Source organism: Vibrio sp. B1-2, assembly GCF_963888445.1.
Classification (GTDB): domain Bacteria; phylum Pseudomonadota; class Gammaproteobacteria; order Enterobacterales; family Vibrionaceae; genus Vibrio; species Vibrio anguillarum.
Map to the genome: position 1 here is coordinate 203,544 of NZ_CAWPJH010000011.1, position 20,656 is coordinate 224,199.

The window sequence follows — 20,656 nt, forward strand, 5'->3', positions numbered from 1 at the left end:
TCCTGACACTTTTTATTAGGATTTTTAAGTGCGTCTTGAAGTCTCTTGTGAAGATAGACTCGGCCTAACCCGAGAACTGCTCGATATTCTTGCATCGAGAAACATTGATTTGCGTGGGATTGAAATCGATGTCATCGGCATTATTTACCTCAACTGCCCTGACATTGATTTTGAAACATTCAGTGAATTGATGGCTGAAATTCGCCGAATTTCTGGCGTAAAAGATGTTCGGAAAATTCAATTCATGCCCATGGAGCGGCATAACACCGAGTTAATTTCATTACTCAACAACGTGCCTGATGCTGTGCTGGCGATTGATCTGAAAGGGTTTGTTGATATGGCAAACTATTCAGCACTATCGCTGTTTAACAAAACAGAGAAAGAGGTGATAGGGCAGCCGATTTCTGCATTATTACCTTTCTTTAACCTATCACGCTGGCTTGAAGGCAACAAAGCACGCCAACGTGAGGAGATCGTGCACGATGGTCTCGATTATCTGATGGAGATGATGCCTGTTTATATTACGGGTGAGTCGAAAGAATCCACCTTGGCAAGTACCATGATGATGATTCGTTCTAAAAGCCCTAGCGGCGTCGTCGATGATGCTTTGCCCTTACACAATAACCTTGGTTTTGAACATTTTGTCGGAGTCTCTAACCGCCATAAAGCGCTCATTAGCCAAGCTAAGAAGCTGTCAATGCTTGATCAACCTTTGCTTATAGAAGGCGAAACCGGAACGGGTAAAGAGATGTTGGCCAAGGCTTGTCATAATCGCTCTCACCGTGCCTCCTTTCCTTTCTTAGTTCTGAGTTGTGCTTCAATGCCGGATGATGTTGCGGAAACGGAGTTGTTTGGTCATGCGCCAGGGTCATTTAATCATCAACAAGGCCATAAAGGTATTTTTGAACAGGCGAATGGCGGCACTGTTTTTCTCGATGAAATCGGGGAGATGAGCCCTCATTTACAAATTAAACTACTGCGCTTCTTGCAAGATGGTACATTCCGCCGCGTTGGTGAGGAGCATGAAGTTCATGTTAATGTTCGTGTGATTGCCTCGACGCGTCACAAGTTGGCGGATTTAGCCGAATCAGGCGCATTTCGTGAAGATCTTTTTTATCGTCTGAATGTGTTAACTCTCCGTATTCCTACTTTGCGTGAGCGGTCTAACGACATTCAGCCATTGCTTGAACTGTTCGTGGCGAAACACATTAAGAAAATGGGTATGGCCAAACCACTACTAGCGGAAGATTTGGCGGATCAGCTCTCTCATTACCAATGGCCAGGTAACGTACGACAGTTGGACAACATGGTGCTCAGGGCGCTAACGGAGATGTCTGATAATCAGTTAACAGTGGATCTCTTCCATCTGCCGCAGCTTGAAACCGTTCATACTGGTAATACCCATGTCAATCTTGATGGCTCATTAGATGACATCATGAAAGAGTATGAATCTCAAATTTTGGAACGTTTATATCAGTCTTTCCCTTCAAGCCGTAAGTTGGCCAAGCGTTTAAACGTATCACACACCTCTATCGCCAATAAGCTACGCGACTACGGAATTAGGAAAAATTGATGCAGTCATGCAGCACCTTGTCCCAAGTGTATGAAGTGGACAATGATATTTTAGTGCGAACCGCAAAACTTGAAGATGCGGAGATGATCGCCGCCTATTTTACGAGTAATCGTGAACATTTACGGCCTTGGGAACCTAAGCGAGAAGCGGCGTTTTTTGAGGCTCACGGGTGGGCACAGCGGCTGATTAAACTTGGTGAGCTGCATAAAATGCAATTAGGCTATTATTTGCTCATCATCGATCTTAACAGTGGTGACATGCTTGGCACCATTTCGTTTAGTAACCTCTCACGCTTTCCATTTTATGCTTGTAATCTCGGCTATTCGTTAGCGAAGAATGCACAAGGTAAAGGCATCATGGGCCGTGCATTAAAAATGGCGTGCCACTACATGTTTAAGGTACAAAACCTACACCGTATCATGGCTGGTTATATGCCAATCAACAAACGCAGTGAAGCGGTGTTGATGAAAATGGGCTTTCAGGCCGAAGGTCACGCTAAAAATTATTTGCTCATTGATGGCCAATGGGAAGATCACAACCTAACAGCATTGGTTAATGCTGATTGGCGCCCAAGCTAATGGCTTATCGTTTTAAAAGTAAAGCGGCTATATTCACAAGTCAGCTAAAACATTAAGGAAATTCAATGTCGTATTTGCCTTTGGATCAATACCAAAGAAAATGGATTTTCACTCACCAATCAATGCCAGTTCCTGAGCAAGATCTGGTGCATATTAAACCCATGTCTCAAGCCAGAGCGGCTCAGTTTTGGCTGGAAAATATCAGTGCTCAAAGCCCAGATTCAGAGAGGTTAAGTTCTCAAGATTGGCCTCGTAAAGCAGGCAGTTGGATCAATGAAATCAGTTGGATGAAAGAATGGGAAAGTGACGATGAATCATTACCCGTTGATATTTTGGCCCATATTGATTGGCAAAATGACGTGACCGTTTATTTTTGTTATGAAAAGTACAATATTATCGAAACCCAATGGTCGGTATTTAAAAAATACTGGAAAAATTTCTTATTTTACGATGATGGACCAATCTTATTGGGGCGTCGCCGCGCTCAAGCGTTATGGTTTGGTTCAAATGGCAAAGTCAAATTGGGTAATAGAAAGTAACGAATAAACGAATAAAAAGCAGCCTAGGCTGCTTTTTATTCGTTCTACAGTACTCGAAAGTTATTTAATTGATACAAACTTTGTAACATCGCGCTACCCATTCTTTCCTATACTGATCATAAGAGATGTTCGGGAGGGCGCATGGACGATAAAATTCTCCAATCTGTTGTTGAAATTACGGGGCAGAAAAATGCGGTGTCATTGGGTTATTGTGTCATCAGCGCTCTAGTCGAGATGTTGCCTCTGAAATCGGCCTGCTTAGAACATTACATTGGACCTCATTCCTATGTCATTGCAAAAGCTACTATCTGTAGCCGTATACCTGGAAAATTTGAAATTAACTGGGAATATGAGGGCGAGACGGTTCCAAGCTATGGACATAACCATTCTGATATCGAGCCCAAAATAGAAGATTTAGGTACAAACGGATACCATTGCATTTACCCTATTGCGATCAACGATAGTTTTTCTGCTAGGTTGTCTCTGATTCTAAAAGTTCCGCCCAAACAATATCGAATGCTCATTGAAGGCTTTGTTAAAATTTACCAAAATTACGTTTTATTATTGCATGAAAATGAGCGTGACAAGCTGACAGGGTTGTTGAATCGAAGGACGTTAGAGGATAGGTTGCGCCTTAGCTTTGATGTGCTTCCTGAAACGACGACAGTAGGCTCAGTGATGCCTTGGGTTGCCATCATTGATCTCGACCATTTTAAACGGATCAATGATAATTTTGGCCATCTGATTGGCGATGAAGTTTTGCTCTTGGTGGCTCAGCAAATGCAGAATTTTTTTCTTAATCAAGAACAACTGTTTCGGTTTGGTGGAGAAGAGTTCGTCATTATTTTTCCTGCCAGTGAGTATGAGGTCGTGCTAAACAGAACCGAGAGGTTTAGACAGCACATCGAGCAGTTTCGTTTTCCTCAGGTTCAACATATCACGCTTAGCATTGGTATCTGCTCTATCTCGCCAAGAGAATATCTCTCAACGATTCTAGATAGAGCAGACAAAGCACTCTACTTCGCCAAAAACCACGGCCGCAATCAAGTACAATGTTATGAAGACTTGTTGCGGAGCGGTGTATTCATTGAAAACGAAGAGGGGGACAGTAGTGCCGAACTATTTTGAACGGTTCACCTTATTTCTTCGCCGATAGCGTGCTACCCATTGAGGCCGTGATGATCATCGTAATGGCGATCCATTGCGTTAAGCTTAATTGTTCTTGAAGAATAATTAATCCAGCTAATGCGGCGATGGCGGGCTCTAAGCTCATTAACACACTAAAGTGTTGTGTAGACAAACGCTTTAAAGCCGACATTTCTAGGCAATAAGGTACGGCGCTTGAAAGAATCGCGACAGATAACGCCATAGGCAGTATTGACCACGTAAAAATAGACGCCTCTGATAATACAACGCCGATTGGAAACGCAAACAGGGCCGCAATCGTCATTCCTATCGCAACGGTTGAGCCTCCAGAACCGACACTGCCCGCCCTTTGACCAAACCATATGTAGGCTGCCCAGCATCCGCCGGCCGCTAAAGCCAGTGCAACGCCAATCGGATCAAGTGCATCGACACCCGTTAGATCGGGCAATAAAAAAACAATGCCCAAAATAGCAAGCGCAACCCAAATCAGATCTTTTTTGCGTTTAGATGAGAGAAATGCAATGAGTAATGGCCCAGAAAACTCCAACGCAACCCCAATACCAAGAGGAATTCGTTCAATAGCAAAATAGAACATCAGTTGCATGCCACCTAGGCTTGCTCCGTAAATGATCATTGAGCGCCATTGTGAAAGAGAAAGTCGTAACTGCCATGGGCGAAAAATCATTAACAGTATTAATGCAGAGAGACCAACGCGCAGTGCAATTGTTCCACCTGGGCCAACAATAGGAAATAACTGCTTGGCTAGTGACGCGCCAGATTGAATGGTGGTCATGGCCAAGAGTAGAGTTAACACAGCCAAGAATATAGGGGATTTAATCGGTTGCATGCGCATCCATATGAAATAAAAGGAACGGGCCGATTATGCCTGAAAAATAAAGGGGTTAATAGGAACAACGAGCGGTGAATTAAAAGGGGATACCGTGAGTGCAAAACACTCACGGACCAAAAGATAAATTAAGTGGGCTTGGCTTAGTGGATGTAGAAACGAGGGTTTGCCGTTCCCCAAATCGTATACAGTTCAGGGAATATGAGCTCTGCATTTTCTTCCAGCTCACTGACAGTGATTCGGCCTTGCTTTTGCGCGCCAAACAAGGTGACTTCCTGATTAGGAAGGACGCCTTTCACATCGGTTACGTCAACCAATGTGGTGTTCATTGAGGTTACTCCAACCACCTTTGCTCGTTGACCGTTAATCAATACGTCACCGCGATTGCCCATTTTTCTTGGGTAACCATCTGAATAGCCAACAGGCAGGTTCGCCAAAACACTCTCTTTGGTTACGCGGTATGTACTGTCATAGCCAACGGTGCTTCCTTTAGGAAGATGATGCAATGACGCAATACGTGTTTTGAATGAGACGATTGACGGATATTCCGGGTTAGTTGGTAAGTCGCCATATAGGACGCCGCCAGGACGTACCATATCAAGTTGTGCTTCCGGTACATTGAGAGCAGTGTAGGAGTTGGCAACATGCAAAATCAGTTCATCGCGTTTTAGGTTTGCTTGCTGAATCAACCAAGCTGAATTGGTATTAAAACTGGCCAACTTGCTGCGGATTTCGTCTGGGTTGTAATTGGGGAAATGCGTCATTATCCCAACAATTTGTATGCCACTTTGAGTAGCAATCGCAATCGATTCTTGTTTTCCTGCATCGGTTGACATATCGATACCATTGCGTCCCATACCGCCATCATTTAATGCCAAATGTACTCTTATCGTTTTACCTTTTTGCTGGCTTAGCTGAGCGAGTTGCTCAGCTTGTATTTTACTACCGATGAGCTCTTCGATATCTAACTCGACACTTTGTGCGATTTCATCAATGCTCGCAGAGCGAACACGCATCAACTGGCCTTTAAACCCGCTCTCACGTACGGCTCTAGCCTCTGCATTACTGGTAATTGCGATACAAGGGATCCCTTGCGCGAGAATAGTTGGCATTAAACCGCGAATACCGTTGCCGTAAGCATCAGCCTTCATCACGGCGCAAATTTTAGTTTGGCTGTTGATGTGGCTCTTAAACTGCTCAATATTTTGTTTGAATTGGCCAAGATCGATCTCAAGCCAAGTATTGGATTGCTGAATTTCTTGTATAGAAGGCTCACTGACGTTAAGGCTCAAAGGTGCAGAAGTCGCTGAAAAAGAGGGTAAAGCCATGGCAATTGACAGTGTAAGAAAAGAGGCTTTGAAATTCATTCTATCTCCTAGGTAAGTAAAAACAAGAAAGCCCCGTTAGGGGCTGACTCTATTTTAGTTAAGTTTGAAACGCCCCATTGCGTCTTGCAATGTGACCGATAATTGACTGAGTTCGTGGCAAGCTTGCGCCGTTTGTTCTGAACCCTGCGCGACTTCTTGTGAAGCCGTATGGATATTTTCAATGTTGCGGCTTAGTTCATCGGCAACGGAATCTTGTTCACTACAAGCACTGGCGATTTGTGTTCCCATATCCGCAATTTGAGCTACTGAGTTTTCAATTGAAACCATCAATTGCTGCGAGTGGGTTCCTTGAACGACGCAAGAGTCAATGTTGACGCGCGAACGTTCGGTTGCTTCTTTTGCTTCGCCTGCCATGGTTTGTAATTTTTCAATAATGGTTGTGATTTCGCCAGTTGAAGCTTGAGTTCTTCCCGCAAGGGTGCGCACTTCATCGGCAACAACAGCAAAGCCTCGGCCAGATTCACCAGCGCGGGCTGCTTCAATCGCAGCGTTCAGTGCCAATAGGTTTGTTTGCTCAGCGATGTTACGAATAACGTCAAGTACCACGTTAATTTGTGTGGATTGTTGTTCTAAATTTGCAACGGTTTCGCCAGCCTGACCAATAATTGTAGCCACTTGTTGAATGGAGCTCACCATCGCGGCATTGTCTGTCGCACCCTCTTTGGCTTTAGTGTTGGCACTACTTGCTTGTGATGCTGAGTCTTCCGTGTTGCGTGCTACATCGGCCACTGCGGCTTTCATTTGCGTCATCGCTGTTGCGACTTGTGTGATCTGATATTGCTGCTCTTTCATACCTTGAGCTGAGATATTGGAGATTTGACTCATCTCTTCCACAGCACTACTCAGTTGTGTTACAGCGGAGATGATCTCTTCGATCAGTTGACGTAAATTGTTCTGCATCTTTTGTGAGGCATCGGCAAGTTCACCTAATTCGTCATTGCCAATAGCATTACGATCGATCTGTTTTGCTAAGTTACCTTCTGCAATCGCGTTTGCTTGGTCAACAACTAATCGTAAAGGTCCACAAATTATGCGAGTCAAGAAGAGGGTGATAATGACCATGACGACGATAATGGAAACATTACTGATACTTGATGAAGTGTTCAGTGTGTCAACTGCTTTAAGAATATAGCTTTTGTTGCCATCCATTGCTTTTTGCAAGATGCCAATCAGCGTTTTTATGTCGGCTTCAATATGACGAAAATTATCGAGAGATTGGTTTAGCAGTTTATGCGCACTATTTTTGTCATTGTTCGCTAAAGCCTGATTAAACTGAGTCATGATCGTTGTGTAACTATCCCAATTAGCCATCAAACTCTTGAATGTTTGCTCCTCTTCTCCTGGCCAAACACTTTTTCCATACTGTTTTAAACCTGCATCAACCTCTTGTTGTAATTGACGGCTAGTCACTAGGCGTTGTTTCACTTCGTTTATATCATCGGTGAGCAAGGAAGCAAACTGCGTACGACGCCAATAGGAAAGTTTATCTCCCATAGAATCTACGTGTTGTAGTGCAGGCAGTGTATCGTCGGCAAAATTCACCAACTGACTTTTGACTTCTTGGAGTTCGCTATATAAAAACCAAGCGAAGAGGATGTTGATTAAAGCGATGAGGCTAAATGAGCCTGCAATTTTCTGTCTGATGGAGAGATTTTTTAAAAACATGAATGAGTTACCTTTGATTGTTTTTGTCAAAAGTCGCTTGAGCGAACAACATCCATTTACCGACAATGTGATCTATATCCTAATTGGTCGCGGATATTATCATGTTATCTATAAATTGACGATACCTATACTATTAAAGTAGCAGATGTTTGATTGTGCAAAGATAAAACGATTGATTAATTTTAATGATGTGAGGGTGGTTGATTATTGGTTTAACACCTAAGAGTGGTGAGAGGATTTGCAAGCGACCCCTCATTCTGAGTATTTGCCTTAGTGGTAATCATTGTTCATTGATCTAACACCAAACTTTTTGCTGAGTAACTGTAACATAATGGCAACGTTGTTCGAGATTCAAGTACACCTTTAATTATCGTTTCTATGAGTACTCAGGAAGAGTTTATATGGCGCGTCCTTACTTAAAATTTATAATCCCTATTTTAGTTCCATTACTTATTTTATTGTTGCCTATGACCGCTTTCCCTTTTGAAGGGATGACCGTAATACAGCAGCGAGTGATTGCCATCTTTTTGCTCGCCGCTCTTTGTTGGGTATTTGAACCGATCCCAATCTATGCCACATCGGTAGTCGTGATCGTGCTAGAGCTCCTAATGGTATCGGATAAAGGTATCTGGTTTATGAGGCTTGCTGAGGGAGAAGCTCATTTTGGTGGCTTGCTAAAACATACTGATATCATGGCGACGTTTGCCAGCCCAATTATTATGTTGTTTTTGGGTGGCTTTTTCTTAGCCATGGCCGCCACTAAGTATCGCTTGGATGTCAACCTTGCCCGAGTGCTGCTCAAACCATTTGGCCAGAACCCTAAGTATGTCATGTTAGGCTTGATGTTAATTACTGGCATCTTCTCGATGTTTATGTCCAATACCGCAACAACAGCGATGATGCTTTCCATCTTAACGCCAGTCATCGCAGTGTTTGGCCCAAAAGATCCAGGGCGAATTGCTTTTGCTTTGTGTATTCCTGTCGCCGCTAATATTGGCGGTATAGGTACGCCAATAGGTACTCCTCCCAATGCGATCGCATTGAAATATCTGGTCGGTGAAAATTTAATTACCTTTGGTGAATGGATGGCCTTTGGGGTGCCGTTTGTGATCATAATGATGGCACTCGCGTGGGTATTGATTAGCGCCATGTTTAAAGCAGAGCAACAAAAAATTGAATTGACCATTAAAGGTAAATTTTTAAAAACACCAAAAGCCATTATTGTGTATGTCACCTTTGCTCTGACCATTCTTCTTTGGTTGATGGGCTCAACCCATGGTATGAACTCTTATACTGTTGCACTGATACCTGTGGCTGTCTTTTCTCTTACTGGCATCATCAACAAAGAAGATCTAAAGAAAATTTCTTGGGATGTGCTGTGGTTAGTGTCTGGTGGTATTGCGCTAGGACTTGCATTAGACAAAACGGGGTTAGCGCAACTAGTGGTGAACAGCATTCCTTTTGCACAGTATTCACCTTACGTTGTTTTATTTGGTGCGGCATTTTTGTGCCTCATTATGGCCAATTTTATGTCACATACCGCCACCGCGAACTTATTAATGCCGATTATGGCCGCGCTTGGCGCTTCAATGACTTCGCTTACTCCATTAGGTGGAGAAATTACGTTGATTCTCGTGGTTACCTTTGCTGCATCACTTGGTATGTCATTACCTATCAGTACACCACCTAATGCGTTGGCGCATGCTACCGGGCACGTTCAAAGTAACCAAATGGCTAAAGTAGGGGTTGTCCTCGGTGTGATTGGGGTGCTGCTCAGTTTTGTTATGGTTTGGTTACTTCATGCGGTTGGTCATATCGGTTAGGTAGCATTATGTCGGATAAAAGACTTGTTGCACTCATTGATCGTTATTTTCGCCATCCTGAACGGATGGTGAAACTGCCTTCGGGAAGTATTGTCATTGAGCAAGAAGGTTATAATGATCGACTCTATTTCGTATGGTCGGGAGAATTGAGTGGCTATTACAATGAAAAAGGCGATAAACCGATAAAAGTTTTTTCAGCCGGTGCGGGTGCTTTTATTGGCGTGCACAGTTTTTTTTCTGGTGAATGGATAGCTTCTTCAACAGTGGTGGCTGAATCTACGGTAGAGCTTGCCTGGATCGACCGAACTACGGCCGTCTTAGAAGAAGATCAATATGGACCTTTAACCGCCCAGTTTACCCCCGTTATTGTGAATGAATTATCCCGCCGTCAACGACGTGCAACTCAAGAATCAGTGGCAAAAGAAAAAGCATTAGAAAGGTTATATTCGGCTGAGCAAATGACGACCTTAGGCCAGTTAGCGGCGGGCATTGCCCATGAATTGAACAATGCCATCGGGGTAGTGAGTAGCAAATCTGAGCGATTAGAAGTACTGTTTATGGAGCTGCTCGAAGAGGTTCATCCTGAAGCGAGCCTATTTTTCGATTTTGGCTTGATGTATGGTCAGAAAGTATCGTCAAACGAAGCTAGAAGGCGAGGTGCTCTTTTCGAAAAGCAATACGCCCTGCCTAAAAATGTGGCAAGAGATTTAGCAAAAGCGGTTCCAGAAGACTACTTATCTTCGCACTGGCTGAAAAATCCACATTTAGCTATCCGTTATTGGCAAATGGGCCGTGACTTGCATGATTTACGTTTGGCCTCTAAACATACTGTTGGCATTGTTAAATCAGTAAAACAACTGGGCCGAACTGAAATTACTCAAGATGAAGAGTTCGATATTAACGATACGATCAATCGAGCATTGGCACTATTACAGAGTGATTTACGACGTGTCAGTGTTCGTATTAGGCCTGCTGCGTTACCCTTATTTAAAGGATCTCAGACAGAACTGGTGCAAATTTGGGTAAACATTATCAAAAATGCCTGTGATGCCATGGTTAACATAGCAGAGCCAATGATAGAGATACAAACCAAATTAAGTAAACAACGTATATTGGTAACCATTGCTAATAATGGTCCTGAAATTAACGAAGCCACTAGACGGAAAATATTCCAACCAAGCTTCACCACCAAAAAAGGAGGGTTGTCGTTTGGTTTGGGACTAGGGTTATCAATAGTGAAACGCATTGTTTCTGGGTATGGTGGAAATGTCGTACTCAAAAGTGACAATGAAAGAACAATATTTAGAATTAAATTACCCACGGAGAGCGATTATGGAGAAGCTTAATATCATTTGTGTCGATGATCAAAGGGAAGTATTAAGTGCGATACTGCAAGATATTCAACCACTCACTTCTTGGTTGAATATTGAAGATTGTGAATCGGCTTATGAAGTATTGGATCTAATGGATGAGTTTGACGAACAAGGTGAGCATATTGCGCTGCTGATGTCAGATCATGTGATGCCAGGAAAGACAGGAGTCGAATTATTAACCGAGGTCGCAGCAGATTCCAGATTTAAGAAAACAAAGAAAATTCTGTTAACAGGGCAAGCAACACACACAGATACGATCAATGCGATTAACACTGCAGGTGTAAATAGGTATTTTGAGAAACCGTGGAATGCAAAAGAGCTGGTAGATTGTGTTCGCACTTTAGTGACAGAATTCATCTTTGAAGTAGGTTTAGATTATAAAGACTATCACAACGAATTAGATCAGAAAATAGTGCTAGCAAAACTGAGATAAGTGAATAATGCCCAAATAACTTTAACGGCGGCTATTAAAGTGTTTGGGTATTAATCGATGATATTAAAATGGCCAATAAGCTTGTCATCAGCATTCAATATTTGTCCTTGAGAAGATTCTTCATCATAAATAAAATTGAGATGAAGAGTGTCTAAATTGCAATTTATCTGACTTAATATATGACGTGTCAATATGTCACTATTAAGTTGATGAATAGTCGCATTCCAAGAGCAATGTTTAATATTAAAATGAATATTCATAGTGAGCGTAATTTTTGTGTTGCTTTAGATTTAGCAAACCAAAAACGCTTTCTACCAGTTGTACGAGACATAGTAGATCTCCTTTGTAAAAATGAAAATATTACATAGATAGAAATAGGATTGTCAAAACGGTTTATGCAAAAATGGCTGAATGTTCGAACGGGATAAGCAGAGGGAACGGAGCAGAAGTTTGAGCGATAACGTTGATAACTATAATTTATAATCTAGGTAAAAATAAGAGCGCGGGCGTGGTGCCAACGCTCACACATTCATGCGAAATTATTCAGCACGTACGTTAGCAGCTTGAGGACCTTTAGCACCTTGTTCTACAACAAAAGATACTTTTTGGCCTTCTGCTAAAGTTTTGAAACCTTCAGAAGCGATAGCGCGGAAGTGTACGAATACATCTGGACCGCCGTTGCTTTGAGAAATGAAACCAAAACCTTTAGTTTCGTTGAACCATTTTACAGTGCCAGTAGTAGTGTTAGACATGTTATGTCCCTTATAAAAATAAAAAATTTTAAAATACAGGTGTTGCTTTGAGACGAATTATTTAAATGAGACCATGAAACTAGAGGACACTTTGAATTGAATCTGAAAGGGAACTTTGGCTTACTTGTTACATTAATAACCCTGTTCAACAGAGCGGACACATAATCGCATGGTCCTCAATCAAAGTAAAGCATTTATTTTAAAATAATTGAGTATTAGGAATCTGAGCAGGTTATTCGTGATTTTTGTTACTTTTCAAACCATTTTTAGTCAACATTATCAGTGATAAGGCTCTGCCTATCTTTGGGGTTTTTGTCTTTTATTTTTAATATCAATCGGTTATGTTTTATGTGTTTTTAATTTCTATAATTTGTGTGGCTATTTATTTTCTATTTTATCAATTTATAGGAAAGGTGACATAGGTCACGCCTGTTCCTTGTCTAAATTGACTACTGTCAAGTTGACATCCCTCTTTGGGGGTATGATTTCCTTATGGAATACGATGCGCATCACATAAATGCAACGTGTTCTGTCAAAACCACATCCGTTGAGATTTGTGAGGAATAATGAATATTAAAAAAAGAATGATAGTGGGAGTTCTTGCTATTGGGGTGCTGCTCGGTTGGTTAAGCCTTGGAGGGACTCATGTCATCTTAGAAAAAACGTCGAGTACGGAATTTTGTCTCTCTTGTCATACTATGCAAGCACCCTTTCAGGAGTATCAAGGCTCGGTACACTTCAGCAATGCCAAAGGCATCCGTGCAGAATGTGCTGATTGCCATATACCCACTGATACTATGGATTATTTAGTCACTAAAATCAGGGCGTCCAAAGATATCTATCATGAGTTCATTACCAAGAAGATCAGCACACCTGAAAAGTATGAAGCGCATCGAGCCGAGATGGCTGAAACTGTCTGGGCGCAATTAAAAGCGAACGATTCTGCGACCTGTCGTTCATGTCACAGTGAAGATGCGATGGAGATTTACGACCAAACGGCGCAAGCACAAAAAATGCATCAGTACGGTATCGACAATAATCAAACCTGTATTGATTGCCATAAAGGTGTGGCGCACATGCTTCCTGAAGTCAAAATGGACAGCCAAGCATTAGCCCATTTAGTCGAAGAGGCCAAGTTAACCCCTGTGGGCACTTCTATTGTTTATGCGATGCAATCTACGTCCATTTCTGATTTCGGAACGATCAATCCAGCGACGCCGCTGAAAGTATTGAATGAAAGCGATGGCAAACGCACCGTTGAATTGAGTGGTTATCAGATGCAAGGTGCAGAACAAGTCTTGTATATGGGTGAAGGTAAGCGTGCTGTGATTGCTATGTTAACTGAAGCAGGGCAAAAAGCATTGAGCGTAAAAGAGTATAACGAAGATGCCTACGGAAATCAGTGGCGTCAAGTAACACTTGCCGGGGACATCGACACGCCAGTGTTGGGTAAAATGGATTCGCTTTGGGCATACGCTGAGCAATTGGACAATGTTTACTGTTCAACATGTCATGCCAAAATTCCGAGTAACCATTTTACGGTTAACGCGTGGCCTTCTGTGGCAAAAAGTATGGGGGACCGTACCTCTATTTCCGCAGAGGATCTAGAAATCCTCACGAAATATTTCCAATACAATGCGAAAGATGTTGTTGCCCAATAAAAAATGAAATAAGGATTCAGTGATGACTACTCTCACACGTCGAAGTTTTCTAAAAAGCGCTGGTGCAACTGCAGGTGCGGTCGCTATTTTTTCGGTTAAACCTATGCCAGTTCTCGCTTCCGCACCGCGAGGAGCTGGTGTACTGACTGCTGGGCGTTGGGGCGCTATGCTGGTTGAAGTTAAGGATGGGAAAATTATTTCCTCCAAGAATGCATTGCCGCAAACCGTACCCAATAGTCTACAAACCTCAGCGCCAGATCAAGTGCATACTCAAGCGCGGGTCAAATACCCGATGGTGCGTAAAGGTTTTCTAGCCAATCCCCATATGCCAGATGGTAAACGAGGAGACGATGAGTTCGTCCGCGTTAGTTGGGAAAAAGCGCTGCAATTAATCCACCAACAGCATGCCCGTATTCGCACTGCTTATGGAGCCGAGTCAATTTTTGCGGGCTCTTACGGCTGGCGATCCAGTGGGATTTTACATAAAGCCCAAACCCTACTGCAACGCTATATGAGTATGGCGGGAGGCTATTCGGGTCATTTAGGTGATTATTCTACGGGTGCTGCGCAAGTCATCATGCCTTACGTTGTAGGCTCAATAGAAGTGTATGAACAACAAACAACTTACCCTGTTGTACTTGAAAGTAGTGATGTTGTGGTGCTTTGGGGGCTTAACCCTATTAATACACTGAAAATAGCATGGAGCAGTACCGACGGCGCGGGGCTTGAGTTTTTTAATCAACTCAAACATTCTAAAAAAACCATTATCGCTATCGATCCTATGCGTTCGGAAACCATCGAATTTTTTGGTGAAAACGCTCAGTGGATTGCACCGCATCCTGGTACTGACGTTGCGATGATGTTGGGGATCGCCCACTCATTAGTTGAAAAGGGCCAACATAACCTCGAATTTTTGAATAAATACACCGCTGGTTACGACAAGTTTGAAGCTTATCTGCTAGGTCATTCTGATGGCACGCCAAAGACAGCACAATGGGCTGAGGCAATTTGTGGCGTTCCTGCCAAACAACTAGAGCTATTGGCTGATATTTTTAGCAAAAATAGAACCATGATCATGGCTGGTTGGGGAATCCAACGTCAGCAATATGGTGAACAAAAACACTGGATGCTTGTCACTCTGGCTGCAATGCTAGGGCAGATCGGTTTACCCGGTGGTGGGTTTGGTTTTTCATATCACTATTCCAATGGCGGTAACCCAACGCGGACTGCGGGTGTTTTACCTGCTATATCAGCGGCCATTGATGGTGGTTCATCTGCGGGTAATGATTGGGCCGTTTCTGGAGCAGTAAATAGTTTTCCTGTGGCTCGTATTGTAGAAGCGTTGGAAAACCCATCCGGTCAATATCAACACAACGGGCATGAGAAAACGTTTCCTAACATCAAAATGATCTGGTGGGCGGGCGGTGCAAACTTTACTCATCACCAAGATACCAACCGTTTGATTAAAGCGTGGCAAAAGCCGGAACTCATCGTTATCTCTGAGCCTTATTGGACTGCGGCCGCAAAACACGCTGATATTGTACTGCCCATCACGACGTCATTTGAGCGTAATGATCTCACCATGACAGGGGATTATAGCAATCAACATTTAGTGCCGATGAAACAAGCAATTGAGCCTCAATTTGAAGCGCGAAATGATTTTGATGTATTTGCTGATATGGCGGAGCTGTTAAAACCGGGCGGACGTGCAGTGTATACGGAAAATAAATCCGAAATGGAATGGTTGGCTGGTTTCTATAAAGGAGCTCAAGCTATCGGTCGCCAGAATCGGATTGCAATGCCTAACTTCAGCTATTTTTGGAAACAAAATCAGCTCATTGAGATGAAATGGAACGAAGCGAACGCGAAGTTTGTTCGTTATTCCTCTTTCAGAGAGGATCCTATCCTGAACCCTCTTGGTACACCAAGTGGCAAGATTGAGATCTTCTCCAAAACCATCGAAGGCTTCAAATATAGCGATTGCCCGCCACATCCTATGTGGATGCCGCCAACGGAGTGGGTAGGGAATGCTCAAGCCGATGAACTGCAATTGATGACATCGCATGCGGCTCATCGTCTCCATAGCCAGTTAAACTACGCGGCACTACGCGAGCAATATGCGATAGCAAACCGTGAACCGATCTGGATTCATCCAGAAGATGCAAAAGTTCGAGGGATCAAAGATGGCGATCTTGTTCGTGCTTATAATCAACGTGGCCAAGTCTTAGTTGGCGCGCTGATCACGGATGGAATTAAGCAAGGTTCGGTCTGTATTCATGAAGGGGCATGGCCTGATTTTGATCAACCTCATGGTTTATGTAAAAACGGAGGATGCAACGTACTGACCGCTGACATACCTACGTCAAGGTTAGCCAATGGCTGTGCTGGTAACTCTTCAATTGTGAAAATAGAGAAATATGTAGGAGAGCCACTTCCTCTAACTGCATTCACACCGCCCAAAGGCGCGTAAAAGCAAAAAGGCCACTAGATGAGAGTGGCCTTTACTTTTTAATCAGAGAGTCGTAGTCAGTGAGTAATATCAGCTCGCCGCGATTTTTTTTGCTCTACGAGGTCTATTTTGTCCAGCCGATCCGCTTCTCGTGGGTTGGTTTGCACTTGGTTTGTTACTGTTTGAACGAGTGGAATTGGCCGCTTTCGGCTTTCTGTCATTAGTTCTGGTATTCGCGCTTATGCTGTGACCTTTTGCTACATCACCAGAGCGCTGTCCGTCATTATGTTCTGGTTTGTTCTTTTTCGGCTTTTTCGCTTTAATCGGTTGTAGCGAAGGAGATGCCGGTAATTTGTTCACTGGCGCAAAGCCTTCAACCTCAATTCGTTCTAGTAAATTTTGGGTAAGACGCTCAATGGCAAACATGTCTTTTGCTTCATCGGCGCAGACCAAAGAGATCGCATTTCCTTCAGCGCCTGCGCGGCCTGTACGGCCAATTCGGTGAACATAATCTTCAGGGACGTTAGGCAATTCAAAGTTTACCACTTGTGGTAATTGGTCAATATCAATGCCGCGAGCGGCAATATCCGTTGCTACTAAAATGCGGATCTCACCACTTTTAAAATTGGCCAATGCCTTAGTACGTGCGCCTTGACTTTTATTGCCATGAATCGCGGCGGCGCTGATGCCACTGCCTTCAAGTTGTGCGGTTAAGCGATTAGCGCCGTGTTTAGTTCGTGTAAATACCAACGCTTGTTGCCAATTATTTTCTTTGATTAGTTGAATCAATAGTGCTGGTTTTTTCGCTTTATCTACAGGATGTACCCACTGTTTGACAGTTTTGGCGGTACTATTGCGTGGCGTAACCGAAATCTCGACTGGGTTGTTAACTAACCCTTTCGCAAGTTGGCGAATTTCATCAGAGAAAGTGGCCGAAAAGAGTAGGTTTTGACGTTTTGCTGGCAGCAGTGCAAGGATCTTTTTAATGTCACGAATGAAGCCCATGTCTAACATGCGATCCGCTTCGTCTAAGACCAAAATTTCTAATTGGTTAAATTTAATCGCATTTTGGTTGTATAAATCCAACAGTCGACCCGGTGTCGCGACCAAAATATCTACTCCACGACGCATTTTCATCATCTGTGGGTTAACTTTCACACCGCCGAAAATAACTTCAGAGCGTAGTGGAAGGTTTTGTCCGTAAGTTGCCACGTTGTCGGCAACTTGCGCGGCTAATTCACGTGTCGGCGTCAGAATTAATGCACGCACTTGGTTGGGGCCTACTTTTGGGCCTTTAACTAATAGATCCAAAATGGGCAGGGTAAATCCTGCTGTTTTCCCGGTACCTGTCTGGGCCGCTGCCATCACATCTTTGCCTTCAAGAACGGCTGGAATAGCTTGCGCCTGAATTGGCGATGGTGTTTCGTAACCTTGAGAAGCAACGGCTTTCAGGATGGCATGGGATAAACCCAGAGAGGCAAAACTCATTAAAATGTCTCGATATGTAAATAAGGAAGTGATCCGCATCACGTTGCGGAAAGGCGCAAGCATACAGTAGTCACAGCAAAAGTGCTACGGAATGTCTCTGTTTGCCACTTGTCAGTAACAAATAGTGCGTATTTTCTTCCGAGAACATTAGAATTATTAATTTCAATGTAACCGGTTTCCGAAACCGGTTACATTTTTACGATAATCGTTTATGATGTCACGCAAAGTAGCAAAGCGATGATGTATTTCTATACAACGTGTCCACATGGCGTGAAATAGCATATTAGATCGACATAAGGGTACATTGAGTCAGCAAATGAAGACGAGGTAGATGACGATGGCAACGAATGGTTTTCCAAAAGATTTTTTATGGGGTGGGGCTGTAGCAGCACATCAAGTTGAAGGTGGATGGAACCAAGGTGGAAAAGGAGTCAGCATTGTCGATGTGCTCTCAAAAGGAGCGCATGAAGTACCTAGGGTGATGACCTCCGGTGTGGATGCAAATTATTTCTATCCTAATCATGAAGCCGTTGATTTTTATAGTCATTACAAAGGTGACATTGCACTTTTTGCTGAGATGGGTTTTAAATGTTTTAGAACCTCAATTGCTTGGACTCGTATTTTTCCACAAGGTGACGAAGTCTCGCCCAATGAAGCAGGGCTACAATTTTATGATGATCTTTTTGATGAATTGCTGAAATACGGCATTGAGCCAGTTATTACGCTTTCGCATTTTGAGATGCCATTCCACCTTGTACAACAATACGGGGGATGGGCAAATCGCAAGCTTGTGGATTTCTTCGTTAACTTTAGCCAAGTGGTGATGGAGCGTTATAAACAGAAAGTGAAATACTGGATTACCTTCAATGAGATCAATAACCAGCGAAATTGGGAATTCCCACTGTTTGGCTACTGTAACTCAGGGGTGATCTTCACTGAACATGACAACCCAGAGCAGGTGATGTACCAAGTCATGCATCACCAATTTATTGCCAGTGCTTTAGTGGTCGATCTCGGTCATAAGATCAACCCTCAATTTCAAATGGGTAGCATGATTCATATGATGCCGCTTTATCCCGCGTCGTGTCGTCCAGAAGATATGATCCGCTCTCAAGAAATGATGAGAGAGAAGTACTTGTTCAGCGATGTGCAAGTTCGTGGCTATTACCCAAGCTATATTTGGTGTGAATGGGAGCGAAAATCGATAACCGTTGATATGCTAGATGGCGATGAAGCGATACTGCGTAAGGGTTGTGCCGACTACCTTGCGATCAGCTATTACATGACGAATATTGTCTCTGATGATCGCAACGCTGAAGGTGAAACAACCAGTTTATTTAAACAAAGTCGCTTAAACCCTTATCTCACAGCGTCTGATTGGGGATGGCAAATTGACCCGGTAGGGCTTCGCTACGCGCTTTCTGAATTGTATGAACGCTACCAGAAACCGATTTTTATTGTCGAAAATGGTTTTGGGGCGATCGATGAAGTCGATGAACAAGGCCAAGTGCAAGACGATTATCGGATTGAGTATTTACAAGCACATATACGAGAAGTGAAGAAGGCCATTGCTATAGACGGCGTTGATGTCATGGGCTACACCCCTTGGGGCTGCATCGATTGTGTGTCGTTCACCACTGGTGAATATAAAAAACGTTACGGTTTCATCTATGTAGACAAACACGATGATGGTTCTGGTTCAATGGCTCGCAGTAAAAAGAAAAGCTTTTACTGGTATCAGTCCGTGATCAAAACCAATGGCGAACAATTATAAACGTAGAATAACGATAATAATTGTTGATTGAGAGCGTTCATCCAGCTTAGGGAATTAGGTAAACTCCCTCGGCTTCCAAGAGTCGGGGGTTTTTATTAGGAGTCACCATGGCGACAATCAATGACGTTTGTAAAGCAGCGGGCGTGTCTAAAGCCACCGTATCGCGCGTACTCAATCAAACTGGCCAAGTAAAAGCAAGTACGCGAGAAGCCGTTTTACAAGCCATGTCCACCTTGGGTTATCAGCCTAATGTGTTGGCGCAAGCATTAGCCACAAACAGTGCAAATGCGATTGGGCTGATACTTCCTCAGTTTCAAGGGAGTTATTTTGGCAGCTTGTTGCATCAAGCAGCACAAGGTGCCGAGCAAGCACGTAAGACCTTACTTGTCATGGACAGTCACGATAACGCGGCAGGCGAATTAGCAGCAGTGCGCTCATTGCTCACTCAGCGTTGTGACGCCATCATGCTTTACAGCCGCCATTTGTCGAATCATGAGCTGGCATCATTGCAATCTGATGTTTCAGTGCCACTGATTGTACTCAATCGAACCTTGGAAGAAGTCGGTTTGCATAGTTTTGGTTTTGAGCAGCATCAAGCCGCTTCTTTAGCGATTAATCACTTGCTTGAACTTGGCCATCGTCGCATTGCTTGCATCACTAGCCCTTTGGACAGTGATACAGGACAACAGCGATTTGCTGCTTACCAGTCAGGCTTACAGCAGGCTTGTATTGAGCTCAATCACACGCTCGTTGTTGAAGGTGATAATTCTATGCTGGCGGGTTATGTCGCGGTTCAACGGTTATTAGAACAACAGAGTGAGTTCAGCGCTATTTTTGCCTGTAACGATGATATGGCACTAGGAGCAATGCGCGCACTTTACGAACATGCCATTTTGGTACCCAATCAGGTCTCTGTGATGGGGATTGATGATGAGCCTGCTGCTGCGTATTCGGTGCCCAATCTCTCAACAATATCGCTTCCCATTGAGCAACTGACGAAGGACGCAGTAGCCTTGGCCCTACAATTGGCTGAAGGGAAGAGCTCGGATGATGCCAAGATACATCGCTATCTAGGTAAGCTGGTGCTTCGAGAATCAACGTGTGCACCTTAAGAGGCCTCGTAGATTAATGACTCATTGAAATAATGAGCATTTATTTTAATTAACT

At 43.4% G+C, this 20,656-nt stretch carries 17 protein-coding genes; 11 read left to right on the forward strand and 6 right to left on the reverse strand.

Annotated elements, in window-relative coordinates:
• Positions 1-28 precede the first annotated feature (28 nt).
• The 4 genes from tyrR (at position 29) to AACQ75_RS05920 (ending at position 3,818) form a co-directional block, all read left to right on the forward strand.
• On the forward strand, positions 29-1,573 hold the full coding sequence (gene tyrR, locus AACQ75_RS05905; RefSeq protein ID WP_017047584.1) for a transcriptional regulator TyrR: 1,545 nt from the start codon (positions 29-31) through the stop codon (positions 1,571-1,573).
• Positions 1,570-2,151: a ribosomal protein S5-alanine N-acetyltransferase gene (rimJ, locus tag AACQ75_RS05910; protein WP_170888386.1), complete on the forward strand. Its 582-nt coding sequence runs from the start codon at positions 1,570-1,572 to the stop codon at positions 2,149-2,151. Before tyrR ends, rimJ begins: the two co-directional genes overlap by 4 nt.
• A gap of 65 nt (positions 2,152-2,216) precedes the next feature.
• Positions 2,217-2,690, forward strand: a complete 474-nt coding sequence (locus AACQ75_RS05915; RefSeq protein ID WP_010320690.1) for a DUF2947 domain-containing protein — start codon at positions 2,217-2,219, stop codon at positions 2,688-2,690.
• Between the two features lie 141 nt (positions 2,691-2,831).
• Positions 2,832-3,818 carry a GGDEF domain-containing protein gene (locus AACQ75_RS05920; RefSeq protein WP_170888387.1) on the forward strand — a complete coding sequence of 329 codons (987 nt, stop codon included), beginning with the start codon at positions 2,832-2,834 and terminating at the stop codon, positions 3,816-3,818.
• Positions 3,819-3,828: 10 nt separating this feature from the next.
• Here AACQ75_RS05920 and AACQ75_RS05925 read toward each other — a convergent pair whose 3' ends face one another.
• From AACQ75_RS05925 to AACQ75_RS05935, 3 genes are all read right to left on the reverse strand, one after another.
• Positions 3,829-4,683 (reverse strand): EamA family transporter, encoded by an 855-nt coding sequence (locus tag AACQ75_RS05925; RefSeq protein ID WP_170888388.1) that lies wholly within the window; start codon positions 4,681-4,683, stop codon positions 3,829-3,831.
• 143 nt (positions 4,684-4,826) lie between these two features.
• Entirely contained in the window at positions 4,827-6,050 is a 1,224-nt protein-coding gene (alr, locus tag AACQ75_RS05930; RefSeq protein WP_013856786.1) for an alanine racemase, read from the reverse strand.
• 54 nt (positions 6,051-6,104) lie between these two features.
• Positions 6,105-7,736: a methyl-accepting chemotaxis protein gene (locus tag AACQ75_RS05935; RefSeq protein WP_170888389.1), complete on the reverse strand. Its 1,632-nt coding sequence runs from the start codon at positions 7,734-7,736 to the stop codon at positions 6,105-6,107.
• 401 nt (positions 7,737-8,137) lie between these two features.
• Between AACQ75_RS05935 and AACQ75_RS05940 the strand changes: the two genes are divergently transcribed.
• Genes AACQ75_RS05940 through AACQ75_RS05950 form a run of 3 tightly spaced genes read left to right on the forward strand, consistent with a single transcriptional unit; the run spans position 8,138 to position 11,365 of the window.
• Positions 8,138-9,559 (forward strand): SLC13 family permease, encoded by a 1,422-nt coding sequence (locus tag AACQ75_RS05940; RefSeq protein ID WP_170888390.1) that lies wholly within the window; start codon positions 8,138-8,140, stop codon positions 9,557-9,559.
• An 8-nt stretch (positions 9,560-9,567) separates the two neighbouring features.
• Positions 9,568-10,905: an ATP-binding protein gene (locus AACQ75_RS05945; protein ID WP_170888391.1), complete on the forward strand. Its 1,338-nt coding sequence runs from the start codon at positions 9,568-9,570 to the stop codon at positions 10,903-10,905.
• Positions 10,892-11,365: a response regulator gene (locus tag AACQ75_RS05950; protein ID WP_170888392.1), complete on the forward strand. Its 474-nt coding sequence runs from the start codon at positions 10,892-10,894 to the stop codon at positions 11,363-11,365. The genes AACQ75_RS05945 and AACQ75_RS05950 overlap by 14 nt, the downstream gene beginning before the upstream one ends.
• 50 nt (positions 11,366-11,415) lie before the next feature.
• Here the strand turns inward: AACQ75_RS05950 and AACQ75_RS05955 are convergent, their stop codons facing one another.
• Complete coding sequence (locus tag AACQ75_RS05955; RefSeq protein WP_013856790.1) at positions 11,416-11,625, reverse strand: hypothetical protein; 210 nt, start codon at positions 11,623-11,625, stop codon at positions 11,416-11,418.
• A 279-nt stretch (positions 11,626-11,904) separates the two neighbouring features.
• Positions 11,905-12,117, reverse strand: coding sequence for a transcription antiterminator/RNA stability regulator CspE (cspE, locus tag AACQ75_RS05960; RefSeq protein ID WP_010317961.1), 213 nt, complete (start codon positions 12,115-12,117; stop codon positions 11,905-11,907).
• Positions 12,118-12,683: 566 nt separating this feature from the next.
• Between cspE and AACQ75_RS05965 the strand changes: the two genes are divergently transcribed.
• Both AACQ75_RS05965 and AACQ75_RS05970 read left to right on the forward strand, forming a co-directional pair.
• Positions 12,684-13,778, forward strand: a complete 1,095-nt coding sequence (locus AACQ75_RS05965) for a NapC/NirT family cytochrome c (protein WP_170888393.1) — start codon at positions 12,684-12,686, stop codon at positions 13,776-13,778.
• Positions 13,779-13,800: 22 nt separating this feature from the next.
• A complete protein-coding gene (locus tag AACQ75_RS05970) occupies positions 13,801-16,248 on the forward strand; it encodes a molybdopterin guanine dinucleotide-containing S/N-oxide reductase (protein ID WP_170888394.1) in 2,448 nt (815 codons plus the stop codon).
• Positions 16,249-16,317: 69 nt separating this feature from the next.
• Here the strand turns inward: AACQ75_RS05970 and AACQ75_RS05975 are convergent, their stop codons facing one another.
• Complete coding sequence (locus AACQ75_RS05975) at positions 16,318-17,778, reverse strand: DEAD/DEAH box helicase (protein WP_170888395.1); 1,461 nt, start codon at positions 17,776-17,778, stop codon at positions 16,318-16,320.
• A gap of 274 nt (positions 17,779-18,052) precedes the next feature.
• Here AACQ75_RS05975 and AACQ75_RS05980 point away from each other — a divergent pair, with 274 nt between their 5' ends.
• On the forward strand, positions 18,053-19,489 hold the full coding sequence (locus tag AACQ75_RS05980) for a 6-phospho-beta-glucosidase (RefSeq protein WP_069212177.1): 1,437 nt from the start codon (positions 18,053-18,055) through the stop codon (positions 19,487-19,489).
• 107 nt (positions 19,490-19,596) lie between these two features.
• On the forward strand, positions 19,597-20,601 hold the full coding sequence (locus tag AACQ75_RS05985; RefSeq protein ID WP_094133733.1) for a LacI family DNA-binding transcriptional regulator: 1,005 nt from the start codon (positions 19,597-19,599) through the stop codon (positions 20,599-20,601).
• Positions 20,602-20,656: the final 55 nt, after the last annotated feature.